Here is an 11,621-nt window from a genome sequence, read left to right as displayed (position 1 = left end):
CTCGCCGCTTTGCAGGATGTTTTTCAGCAACGGCGCCTGCACCACTTTGGTATGCGACTGCCACTGCCCGCGCACCAGCGCCAGATAATCCTTCTGCATGCCTTTATCACGCAGTTGCTCATGCAGGGAACGCAGCGCAGAACGTTTCTTCGCTACCAGCAGCACGCCCGAAGTATCGCGGTCGAGGCGGTGCACCAGCTCAAGGAAACGCGCTTCCGGGCGCAGCGCGCGCAGCCCTTCAATGACGCCGAAACTCAACCCGCTGCCGCCATGAACCGCGGTGCCCGACGGTTTGTTGAGCACCAGAATGTGGTCATCCTCATAAAGGATAACGTCGCTCAGGGCGGCAACTTTTTGCAGATGCGGCGACACTGCGTCTTCTTCACGCTCGGCGACGCGCACCGGCGGAATGCGCACTTCATCGCCCGCCTCAAGCTTGTACTCCGGCTTAACGCGCTTTTTGTTCACCCGCACTTCGCCTTTACGCAGAATGCGGTAAATCATACTCTTCGGCACGCCTTTTAGCTGCGTGCGCAAAAAGTTATCAATACGTTGCCCTGCCTCATCGGCAGCAATGGCAACCATTTTTACGGTCGGTGTCTCAGTTTTCATGGTGGGCGATTCTAAATAGCGATGCGCATTAGCGCCACACATTTTTCTATGCTTATATTTATCATTATTCGGTTTCTCAGATGGCTTCATCGACCATTTTGCTTGTTATTAGAACAATCTCTCTGGGCTGGTGAAAAAACTGTGAGTAACCGGGTGATAAAAGGTAAAAGTCATCTTGCTATAACAAGGTTAGCAATGGAATAATGGTGCTGTTTTCCGTGTTGAGTCTTGTTAGAACAAGGATATTTACGGAATTACCAGTTTTGTCTGTCCGATCATCAACGCAGCAATGGCGTAAGACGTATTGATCTTTCAGACAGTTAGCGGGCTGCGGGTTGCAGTCCTTACCGGTAAAAGGAATCTTCTCTGGTGATATACCCGTCATACTTCTAAGGTATAAGCTCCCAGGCTGTTTTCCCCTGTTAATTGCGCTGCGTTTCCATTTGAAACCCAGGCAACCGACACTCTGCGCCTCTTAAGCGAGCGACAACCGTGAGGTTGGCGACGTGAACAGTCACGAGGCCATCGGTTTACCCCCGGCAAGGCATTACTCTGCCCGCAGCTTAGTCGTCAATGTAAGAATAATGAGTAAGTTACGATGAAAAGAATGTTAATCAACGCAACTCAGCAGGAAGAGTTGCGTGTCGCCCTTGTTGATGGGCAGCGTCTGTACGATCTGGACATTGAAAGCCCAGGACATGAACAGAAAAAAGCGAACATCTACAAAGGCAAAATTACCCGTATAGAACCCAGCCTTGAAGCCGCATTTGTCGATTACGGTGCCGAGCGTCATGGCTTCCTTCCCCTCAAAGAAATCGCCCGCGAATACTTCCCCGCTAATTATTCTTCCCATGGCCGTCCGAACATCAAAGATGTCCTGCGCGAAGGCCAGGAAGTGATTGTCCAGATTGATAAAGAAGAACGCGGCAACAAAGGCGCCGCGCTGACAACCTTTATCAGCCTGGCGGGCAGCTATCTGGTGCTGATGCCGAATAACCCACGCGCTGGCGGTATTTCACGCCGGATCGAGGGCGACGATCGCACCGAGCTGAAAGAAGCGCTGGCGAGCCTGCAACTGCCGGACGGCATGGGTCTCATCGTGCGTACCGCAGGCGTTGGCAAATCCGCTGAAGCCCTGCAATGGGACCTGAGCTTCCGTCTGAAGCACTGGGAAGCGATTCAGAAAGCCGCAGAAAGCCGCCCGGCGCCGTTCCTGATCCATCAGGAAAGCAACGTTATCGTGCGCGCATTCCGTGACTATCTGCGTCAGGATATCGGCGAAATCCTCATCGACAACCCGAAAGTGCTTGAGCTGGCTCGCCAGCACATCGCCGCGCTGGGCCGTCCGGATTTCAGCAGCAAAATTAAGCTCTACACCGGTGAAATCCCGCTGTTCAGCCACTATCAGATTGAGTCGCAGATTGAATCCGCCTTCCAGCGTGAAGTGCGCCTGCCGTCCGGCGGCTCCATCGTTATCGACAGCACCGAAGCGCTGACCGCTATCGACATCAACTCCGCTCGCGCGACCCGCGGCGGCGATATCGAAGAGACCGCGTTCAACACCAACCTGGAAGCGGCCGACGAAATTGCCCGTCAGCTGCGCCTGCGCGACCTCGGCGGCCTTATCGTTATCGACTTCATCGATATGACGCCGGTTCGCCACCAGCGCGCTGTGGAAAACCGCCTGCGCGAAGCCGTACGTCAGGATCGCGCGCGCATTCAGATTAGCCACATCTCCCGCTTCGGTCTGCTGGAAATGTCGCGTCAGCGCCTGAGCCCGTCACTGGGTGAGTCCAGCCATCACGTCTGCCCTCGCTGCAGCGGCACCGGCACCGTCCGTGACAACGAATCGCTGTCGCTCTCCATTCTGCGTCTGATTGAAGAAGAAGCGCTGAAAGAGAACACCAAAGAGGTTCACGCCATCGTACCGGTGCCGATCGCCTCTTACCTGCTGAACGAAAAACGTGATGCGGTAAGCGCTATCGAATCCCGTCAGGGCGGCGTTCGCTGCATTATCGTGCCGAACGATCAGATGGAAACCCCGCATTACTCCGTACTGCGCGTGCGTAAAGGCGAAGAGACTCAGACGCTGAGCTATCTGCTGCCGAAACTGTACGAAGAAGAGATGGCGCTGCCGTCTGACGAAGAGCCTGCCGAGCGTAAACGCCCTGAGCAGCCAGCACTGGCCACCTTCGTGATGCCGGACACTCCGCCTGCTCCTGAGGTTGAGACCGCCGTCGTTGAAGCGCCGGTGAAAAAAGCCGCGCCGGTAGCCGCCGCTGCGACTGTCGCCGCTCCGGGCCTGGTATCCCGCTTCTTCTCCGCGCTGAAGCGCATGTTCAGCGACAGCGATGCCGCGTCGGTTGAAGCACAGCCAGAGAAGAAAGAAGATAAGCAGGAACGTCAGCAGGATCGTCGTAAGCCGCGTCAGAACAACCGTCGCGACCGCAACGAACGCCGTGACCGCAATGAACGCAGCGATCGCAACGACAACCGTGCTGAGAATACGGAAGCGCGCGAAGAAAACCGTCGTAACCGTCGCGAGAAACAGCAGCAGAACGCCGAAACGCGTGAAGCCCGCCAGCCGCAGAACGTCGTGGAAGATGCCGACAAAGCGAAATCCCGTGATGAACAGCAGCCGCGTCGTGAGCGCAACCGCCGCCGTAATGACGAAAAACGTCAGAACCAGCAGGATGTGAAAGCGCTGTCGCGCGAAGAGCAGCCGATGCAGGAAGCGGAGCAGGAAGAACGTTCTCAGCCGGTAGCCCGTCGCAAACCGCGTCAGCTGTCGCAGAAAGTACGTTTTGAGTCCGCCGCCGACAGCATCGAAACCGCGGTAGCCGCCGCTCAACCTGAAGCTGCTGCGCCGCGTACCGAACTGGCGAAAGTTGACTTGCCAGCCGTCATCGATACGCCGGTTGAGCAGGATGACAACGGCGAAGCGCGTGACACCGCGGGTATGCCGCGTCGTTCACGCCGTTCTCCGCGCCACCTGCGCGTCAGCGGCCAGCGCCGTCGTCGTTACCGTGACGAACGCTATCCAACCCAGTCGCCGATGCCACTGGAGTTTGCCTGCGCGTCACCGGAAATGGCGTCCGGTAAAGTGTGGGTAAGCTATCCGGTTGCCCGTACTCAGGAGCAGGTTTCCGAAGAGATCCACGAGCAGGAAGACGTTCAGCATGTTGAGATCGTAGCGCCTGTTGCCGCCGAGGTCGTTGCTGCAGAACCGATCGCCGAAGCGCAAGCCGCGGTTGTCGAGCCGCAGGTCGTCGAAGCCGCGCCGGTTGTGGAAGAAACAGCCTCCGTGGTTGAACACGCACAGCCTGTGGTCACTGAGGATGAAACGGTTGCCGTCGAGGACGCCGTGGAAGAAGACGTGGCGCCAGCGCCTGTCGAATCCCACGTTGAGCCAGTGGTCGTCGAAACCGTAGAGGAAGCCCCTGTTGTTGCACCGCAGGCGGTGGAAGCTATGGCTGACGCGGCCGTTGCCGCACCGGAAGTGAGTGTTGCCGCAACACCTGTTGCGCAGCCAACGGCGATTCTGCCGCGCCCGCATGCGACTGCCCCGATGACCCGCGCCCCGGCGCCGGAGTATATCCCGGAAGCCCCGCGTCACAGCGACTGGGTACGCCCGACCTTCGCGTTCGATGGTAAAGGCGCTGCCGGTGGTCATAGCGCCAGCAACCATGCAACCGCAGAGCCTACGCGCCCTCAGTCAGCGGAGTAAGCCCGACTGAAAAGACCAACCGCCTTCACCTGAAGGCGGTTTTTTTATTCCGGTTTCCCCTCACATCGCTCATTCATCGCCTCTTCCCTTCATCCTTCAAAGACAAAAACAGATAAAAAAAATGCCCGCCCGGGGGTGTTCCAGGGCAGGCATACCGAACGCACCCCGTTTCATGGCGCGCTCTGAAAAGAGACTTCTTATTTATTCAACTGGAACAGTGACATTCCTTGCATATCGCTGAACGTCTTATAAGACGCCTGCAACGCAGCCTGCTGCATCGTGTAGTTAGAAATGGTGGCATTCCAGTCTACATCGACAAGATTGCTCATCTGCTGCGTCTGGCTAAGCTTGCGATCGTCGCCAAGCGCATCCAGCTTATCCAGCTCATTCAACTGCGTACCCACTTCCGCGCGCACGGAGAGCACATTGTTCAACGAGTTACGCAGGCCGCGGTTTGTTTTATCAATCGCGGCAGCGGCTGCCGCCTTAGCGGTATCATCATCCGCCACCGGCGTCTTCAGCGCCGTAATCGCGCTGTCCAGCATGGCGAAGACGTTGGTTTCCGATGCCGAGCCATCCGGCTCTTTAACGGCATTACTGGTAATGGCATCAAAGATTTTATTGCCGGTGTGGCCGATAACCATCGTGCGGGCGCTATCGACTTGCTGCTCAACATTGGTCGTTCCACCAACATAGTTTCCGTTGGTATCGAACGGCGCGTTATCCGTTTTATAACCGGCAAACATATAGCGACCGTTACCGTCCTGGCTGTTTGCCAGGTTCAGCAGTTGGTCACGGATACCTTGTAAATCCGTCGCCAGAGACGCGCGGTCATCGTCGCTCAGGGTGCCGTCGCCAGCATAAACGATTTTCTCCTGCGCGGACTGAATCGCCGTCGTCACCTGCGTCAGCACGTTCTCTTCCTGGGAGATGCGCTGAGTGGCAAAACTGCGCGCAGAGGCAAACTGCGCGTTTTGCGCCTGCGCCTGCGACAGCACCACCGCCTGAGAAGCCGCAATCGCGTCGTCGGACGGGCGATTCACCCGTTTACCCGTGGACATCTGCTCACCGTACTGCAGCCATGTCGACTGGGAGTTGGTGATCCCGTTCATGTTCTGCTGATACATCATCAATGTGCTAACACGCATCGTTCAGATCTCCTTAACGAATATTCAGCAGAGCGTCAAAGAGCGAGCTGGCCGTTTGTAGTACCTGGGCGTTAGCCAGATAGTATTGCTGGAACAGTTGCAGGTTGCCGTACTCTTCGTCCAGGTTGACGCCAGAGATAGACTGCTGTTGCTTGGTAAGTTGCGTTACCACATTGCCCTGCGTCGTGCTGCTGACTTTCAGCGTCGAGGTCTTATTACCCACATCGCTCACCAGCGACGCGTAGGCATCGTTAACCGTTTTATTGCCGCCCACCAGCTTGCTGTTTTGCAGATCGAGCAGCGCCTGGCCGTTACGGTTATCGCTTTCGCCACTGTTGCCGTCATTGATGCCCATCGCTATCTGCGTTTCGTCAGTGATGGCGACACCCATATTCACTATCGTATTCGCCACCGGTTTTACCGTGAAGCTGTCATTCTTATTCGCCGCGCCGGAGACGCTGACGTTTAAGCCGTCAAAACTCAGGCTGCCGTCTGCCTCTACGGTCGGCGTCACTCTCGTATTATCCGACAGGCGCGTCACCTGCCAGTTGCTGCCATCCCAGCTCACGTTGTAGTCGGTCGCCTGGACTTTGGAACTGTCCGTAATGGTGGCGCCAAGATTTGCCGTCCCCGTATTTTTGGTATTTTTTAATACCGACGGGCTGCCGATATCGAAGAATTTGCTGCCCGGGTCGCCGTTGGCATCCACGCCTTTCGCGTGTTGCTGGTTAAAAGCGTCAGCAAACGCCAGCGCCATCTGGTTCAGGCTATTACGCGTCTGGTCCAAATCCTGAGAGCGGAACGTCAACAGCCCGCCGAGCGAACCTGTGGTCAGCAGTTTTTCCGGGATCTCGATATTGCCAGCCATGTTATCAACATAGGCCACGGTGGTACGGGAAGGGTCCGCGCTGCTTGGTACCGCTGCGAGTTGATGCGCGGTACTCCCCTGCACCAACGAGTAGCCATTGGCCATGGTGATGTTGTAGGTGCCGCCGTCCTGAACGTTGACCTCAACGCCGACAATCTGGTTAAGCTGACTCACCAGTTGATCACGCTGATCCAGCAGGTCATTCGGCGATGCACCTGCGCCCACGCCGGTCAGTTTTGAAATTTTATCGTTGAGGCTCGCAATCTGCTTTGCGTAATTGTTGATTTGGTCAACGCTCGATGCAATCGCGCTGTTCACCTGCTTGTCCTGATCTCGCAGGTACTGATCGGTCACCTTAAACTGGTTAACAAGACCATTCGCCTTGCCGAGTACGGACTGACGCGCCGCCGGATCTTCGGCGTTACTGACCAGGGTTTGCAGACTGCTGAAGAAATCCTGCAGCGTCGCCGACAGCGAATTGGTCGTATCAGACAGCACATCGTCGATCTTGGACATCTGCTGATAACGCGTCGTCAATCCGCTGCTCTGGTTTTGCGCCGCGCGCAACTGGTTGGTGATGAACGCGTTATATTCGCGCTGAACGCCGGTAACAGTGACGCCGTTGCCAACCCAGCCACCCGGGCCCAGCGTACTGTTTGATTGGGCGAGCACCGTCGTCTGGCGGGTATAGCCGTTGACGTTATAACTGGCAATGTTGTTACTCACGGTATTCAGCGCCGACTGAGCTGCGCTTAACCCGCTCATTGCGCTATTGATCAAACTGGACATGGATGTTCCTTTATTCTTCGAGACGTGGGTCCTGCACTCAGTTATCGGTCACGGCCGGGCAAACTTGAGACTTGTCAGAACAGATTTTCAATATCGTTGCTGTAGGTCTTGCTTACCTTTTCCCCCATGGATTTCAACTGCTGAATCATGCTGGTAAGCTTGCGGGCATAGTTCGGGTCGGTCGCGTAGCCGGCCTTTTGCAACGCCTGTGCGCCCTGCTCCGCCGTCGCCGCCGCAGTGACCGCCGCATAACGCGGGTTTCGGGTTAGCAAGCCGACATAATCGGACAGCGCTTCGAGCCAGGAACTGTATACGCGGAAGCGGGCTTTCACCTTCTTCGCCTCACCGTTTTCATATTCAGTGGTGGTGATTTCCGTCACCTTCCCTTTCCAGTCCGCAGAGGCCTTAACACCGAACAGGTTAAAGCTCGGCTCGCCGTTTTCACGGCGAATTTGCCGTTGTCCCCACCCGGATTCCAGCGCCGCCTGGGCAAGAATCAGGTGATGTGGAATACCGCTCTGTTCGCTGGCGAGTTTCGCTGGCAGCGACAACTGCGCCAGGAAGTCTTTGCTGTCGCCAGAAACATCCGCATCGGATGCCGCTGGCGCTTTGGGCATCGCCTTGCGAACCATTTGGGTCAGCGCGGTGTTCTGGTAACGGGTGACGGTTTCCAGGTCGAACTTCAGCGGCACCTGTCCGGATTGTTCAGCGGGCTGCTCTTGCGCGGCCGCCATCTGTTTTACCATCATGTCGGCAAGGCCAAGCCCTTTGCCTGCCGTCATCTGCTGAGCAATCTGCTGATCGTACATACTGGTGAACAGGCGCGTCTGGTCACTGCTTAACGCGCCGTCCTTCGGCAGCGCGTCGCGCATACTCTTGAGCATCATCTGAACGAACATGCCTTCAACCTGGCGAGCCACAGGCCGGATATTGGCCTGCGGATCCTGCCCCGCTTTCATCTTCAGTTCGTTCAGCGACTGGGCATCCCAGGCCGCGCTGCCGAGCAGCTTGCTATCACCCAGCATTTAGATGATTTCCAGTTTGGCGCGCAGGCATCCCGCGCTCTGCATAGACTGCAGAATCGACATCAGATCCATCGGCGTGGCTCCCAGCGTATTGAGCGCCCGCACCACGTTGTTCAGGTTGGCGCTGGAGCGAATGCTCTGCAACGATCCCCCGCTCTGACGCAGATCGATCTGCGTTTGCGGCGTCACCACTGTTGAACCGCCCGCGAACGGGGTATTCGGCTGGCTGACCTGCGCCTGACGGTTGACCGTCACCGACAGGTTACCCTGCGCCACAGCGCAGCTATCCAGCGTCACCTCGCGGTTCATCACCACCGAGCCGGTACGCGAGTTAATAATGACCTTCGCATCCTGCGGCGTGACGTTCACTTCCAGGTTCTGGATATCGGCCAGCAAACGCACCTGCCCGCTGTTGCCTGATGGCGTGTGGATCTGCACGGTACGGGCATCCAGCGCAGTGGCATTGCCATAGCTGCTGCGACGGTTGATGGTGTCGGCAATCTGCTGCGCCATACCGAAGTCATCGTCATTCAGCTGCAAATTGATGGTGTTCGCCGCGCCAAACTGGCTCGGCAGCTCGCGTTCGATAGTGGCGCCATTGGTGATACGTCCACCGTTAAGCTGGTTGACCTGCACGCTGCTGCCGCCTGCGGACGCACCCGCGCCGCCGACTAAAATGTTACCTTGCGCCAGCGCGTAGACCTGACTGTCCACCCCTTTAAGCGGGGTCATCAGCAGCGTACCGCCGCGCAGACTTTTGGCGTTACCCATGGAGGAGACCACCACGTCGATAGTCTGTCCCTGGCGCCCAAACGCGGGCAATTGCGCCGTTACCATCACCGCCGCCACGTTTTTCAACTGCATGTTGGTACCCGCAGGCACCGTGATCCCCAACTGCGATAGCATGTTGTTCAGGCTCTGTGTGGTGAATGGCGTCTGGGTAGTCTGGTCGCCCGTACCATCAAGCCCCACGACCAGGCCATAGCCAATCAGCGAGTTTTCCCGCACGCCCTGCACGGTGGTGAGGTCACGAATACGATCCGCCTGGGCGAAACCCGCGACCAGAACCAGAGCAATGCCAACCAGGGTTTTAAACATATCTCACCTCGTTACATTGGCGATAAGTTAAGGAAGAAACGCTGCAACCAACCCATATTCTGCGCTTCGTTAATGTAGCCGTTACCCACGTACTCGATACGCGCGTCTGCCACCTGCGTCGACGGTACGGTATTGCTGCCGCTGATGGTGCGTGGGTTAACAACGCCAGAGAAACGGATAAATTCCGTCCCCTGGTTTATCGCTATCTGTTTTTCACCGACAACGTGCAGGTTACCGTTCACCAGCACCTGATCGACGGTGACCGTCAGCGTACCGCTGAAGGTGTTGCTGGCATTTGCGCCACCCTTACCGTTAAAGGTGTTGCCGCCAGAGGCATCCACATCGGCGCGCGCATTGCCAAACAGGCCTTCGAGATAGTGCGGCACGGTGCTGAAGCCAAAATTCGTTTTGCCATCGCGGCTGGCATTCGCCGACGAGCTCTTGGAAGCGCTGACGTTTTCCTGCAGCACAATGGTTAGCGTATCGCCGATATTGCGTGGGCGTCGGTCTTCAAACAGCGGCTGATAGCCGTAGTTGATAGGCTGGGCAGTCTGGTAAATGGACCCGTTGACCGTCGGCATTGGACCCGGAGTGGGTTGTGCTGTCGTTACCCCTTCCACCAGCGGCTTAGAGGGAACCCAGGCGCATCCGGCCTGAGCTAACGCCAGTGCGACAATAAACGGATATCGGAACGCTGCGGATTTTTGCATTGCTTTCATCTTCTGAATCAAAGAGCCGGTGCAGGGTTTCCTGCACCGGTTACGCCATAAAGCCTGATGAGCCCGTTACAGTTGCGTCAGTTTTTGCAGCATCTGGTCGGTCGTGGTGACCGCCTTACTGTTGATTTCATACGCTCGCTGCACCTGGATCATATTAACCAGCTCTTCGGCAACGTTAACGTTGGAAGTCTCAACGTAGCCCTGGTAGAGCAGCCCGGCGCCGTTCAGACCCGGCGTCGTGTCATTCGGCGCGCCGGAGGCCTGCGTTTCGGTGTAGAGGTTCTCACCAATGCTTTCCAGACCGGCATCGTTCATAAAGGTGGTCAGGTTTAACTGTCCGACCTGCACCGGATTGGTTTGCCCCTGCTGGGTCACGCTGACCACGCCGTCGCGGCCAATAGTGATACTCAGGGTATTCGCCGGAATCGTAATCGCCGGCTGAACCTGATAGCCGCCTGCGGTCACCAGTTGGCCGTTCTGATCCACCTGGAAAGAACCGTCGCGGGTATACGCGGAAGTACCGTCCGGCAGCAGGATCTGGAAGAAGCCCTGGCCTTTGATCGCGACATCTTTACTGTTGTTGGTCTGCGACAGGTTGCCCTGGGAGTGCAGACGTTCGGTGGCAACCGGACGCACGCCGGTACCGATTTGCAGACCGGACGGCAGCGTCGTCTGCTCAGAAGACTGCGCGCCAGGCTGACGCACGGTCTGATACAGCAGGTCTTCAAATACCGCTCTCTGACGCTTAAAACCGTTAGTACTGACGTTCGCCAGGTTGTTGGCGATAACGTCCATATTGGTTTGCTGCGCGTCCAGGCCGGTTTTGGCTATCCATAATGAACTGATCATAGTTTTCCTGTTATTAGCTCAGAGACAGCAACTGGTTAGCTTTTTGCTCGTTCGTGTCGACATTGCTGATCACCTTCATCTGCATTTCGAAACGACGGGCGCTGGATATCATGTCCGCCATGGCGGCAACGGCTTTCACGTTACTGCCTTCCAGAACGCCAGACTGCAAGCGAACGCTTTGATCGGCCTGCAATACCGGGCCTCGGGTCGCCTGTGCGGCAGCGCTCAGACGGAACATACCGTCATCGCCGCGGATCACTTCGGCATTCGTCGCTTTCACCATTTTCAGGCGGCCTACCGGCGCGATGGTGTTTGCCGGGTCGCCCGGGTTGAGCGCCGAAATCGTACCGTCGGACGCGATAGTGACCTCCGACCCTTCCGGTACCGCTATTGGACCGGCTTCGCCGATCACCGGGTTGCCCTGAATCGTCAGTTGTCCGGTCGGCGTCACCTGGATGTTGCCGTTACGGGTATAGCCTTCGGAGCCATCGGCCGTTTGCACCGCCAGCCAGCCGTCCTGCTGTAACGCGACGTCCAGCGGGCGGGCGGTGTAATCCAGCTGTCCGGGCGTCATGTCGGCGCCCGGCGTTGAGCCCGCAACCAACGTACGCGTCGGCACGGATTGCCCCACCACCGGCACGGCGCGCAGCGCGGTAAGCTGCGCGCGAAACCCCGGCGTTGAGGTATTGGCGAGGTTGCTGGCGGTTACCGCCTGCATGTCCAGCGTCTGGCTGGCCCCGCCCATCGCGGTATATATTGCGTGATCCATTAATCCGTCCCGTCAGG

At 57.3% G+C, this 11,621-nt stretch carries 9 protein-coding genes; 1 reads left to right on the top strand and 8 read right to left on the bottom strand.

Features of this window, described 5'->3' with window-relative positions; genetic code table 11:
• Window positions 1-612: 23S rRNA pseudouridine(955/2504/2580) synthase RluC (gene rluC / locus JO226_RS14415; RefSeq protein ID WP_293600634.1), on the bottom strand; the 612-nt coding region annotated here is incomplete at its 3' end.
• Window positions 613-1,210: 598 nt separating this feature from the next.
• Here rluC and rne point away from each other — a divergent pair.
• A complete protein-coding gene (gene rne, locus JO226_RS14410) occupies window positions 1,211-4,339 on the top strand; it encodes a ribonuclease E (RefSeq protein ID WP_293600632.1) in 3,129 nt (1,042 codons plus the stop codon).
• Between the two features lie 197 nt (window positions 4,340-4,536).
• Here rne and flgL read toward each other — a convergent pair whose 3' ends face one another.
• The 7 genes from flgL to JO226_RS14375 form a co-directional block, all read right to left on the bottom strand.
• Entirely contained in the window at window positions 4,537-5,487 is a 951-nt protein-coding gene (flgL, locus tag JO226_RS14405; protein ID WP_293600630.1) for a flagellar hook-associated protein FlgL, read from the bottom strand.
• Window positions 5,488-5,500: 13 nt separating this feature from the next.
• Entirely contained in the window at window positions 5,501-7,144 is a 1,644-nt protein-coding gene (gene flgK, locus JO226_RS14400; RefSeq protein WP_293600628.1) for a flagellar hook-associated protein FlgK, read from the bottom strand.
• 74 nt (window positions 7,145-7,218) lie between these two features.
• The gene (gene flgJ, locus JO226_RS14395; RefSeq protein WP_293600626.1) at window positions 7,219-8,169 is read right to left on the bottom strand and encodes a flagellar assembly peptidoglycan hydrolase FlgJ; all 951 of its coding nucleotides are present in this window, start codon (window positions 8,167-8,169) and stop codon (window positions 7,219-7,221) included.
• Window positions 8,170-9,267, bottom strand: coding sequence for a flagellar basal body P-ring protein FlgI (locus JO226_RS14390; protein ID WP_293600624.1), 1,098 nt, complete (start codon window positions 9,265-9,267; stop codon window positions 8,170-8,172). It abuts the gene before it with no gap.
• 11 nt (window positions 9,268-9,278) lie between these two features.
• Window positions 9,279-9,977: a flagellar basal body L-ring protein FlgH gene (locus JO226_RS14385; protein WP_293600622.1), complete on the bottom strand. Its 699-nt coding sequence runs from the start codon at window positions 9,975-9,977 to the stop codon at window positions 9,279-9,281.
• Between the two features lie 75 nt (window positions 9,978-10,052).
• The gene (gene flgG / locus JO226_RS14380; RefSeq protein WP_013366695.1) at window positions 10,053-10,835 is read right to left on the bottom strand and encodes a flagellar basal-body rod protein FlgG; all 783 of its coding nucleotides are present in this window, start codon (window positions 10,833-10,835) and stop codon (window positions 10,053-10,055) included.
• 13 nt (window positions 10,836-10,848) lie between these two features.
• On the bottom strand, window positions 10,849-11,604 hold the full coding sequence (locus tag JO226_RS14375) for a flagellar basal body rod protein FlgF (RefSeq protein WP_293600619.1): 756 nt from the start codon (window positions 11,602-11,604) through the stop codon (window positions 10,849-10,851).
• Window positions 11,605-11,621: the final 17 nt, after the last annotated feature.

This window comes from Pluralibacter sp. (genome assembly GCF_019237635.1).
Taxonomy (GTDB): domain Bacteria; phylum Pseudomonadota; class Gammaproteobacteria; order Enterobacterales; family Enterobacteriaceae; genus Enterobacter_B.
Note: the sequence above shows the minus strand (reverse complement) of the source record. Positions and strands in the feature narration are given on the sequence as shown.

Bases quoted from the DNA above. Each gene is read 5' to 3' on its own strand.
- JO226_RS14375 (WP_293600619.1), bottom strand. From the start codon at position 11,604: ATGGATCACGCAATATATACCGCGATGGGCGGGGCCAGCCAGACGCTG.
- JO226_RS14385 (WP_293600622.1), bottom strand. From the start codon at position 9,977: ATGCAAAAATCCGCAGCGTTCCGATATCCGTTTATTGTCGCACTGGCG.
- flgL (WP_293600630.1), bottom strand. From the start codon at position 5,487: ATGCGTGTTAGCACATTGATGATGTATCAGCAGAACATGAACGGGATC.
- flgK (WP_293600628.1), bottom strand. From the start codon at position 7,144: ATGTCCAGTTTGATCAATAGCGCAATGAGCGGGTTAAGCGCAGCTCAG.
- JO226_RS14390 (WP_293600624.1), bottom strand. From the start codon at position 9,267: ATGTTTAAAACCCTGGTTGGCATTGCTCTGGTTCTGGTCGCGGGTTTC.
- rne (WP_293600632.1), top strand. From the start codon at position 1,211: ATGAAAAGAATGTTAATCAACGCAACTCAGCAGGAAGAGTTGCGTGTC.
- flgJ (WP_293600626.1), bottom strand. From the start codon at position 8,169: ATGCTGGGTGATAGCAAGCTGCTCGGCAGCGCGGCCTGGGATGCCCAG.
- flgG (WP_013366695.1), bottom strand. From the start codon at position 10,835: ATGATCAGTTCATTATGGATAGCCAAAACCGGCCTGGACGCGCAGCAA.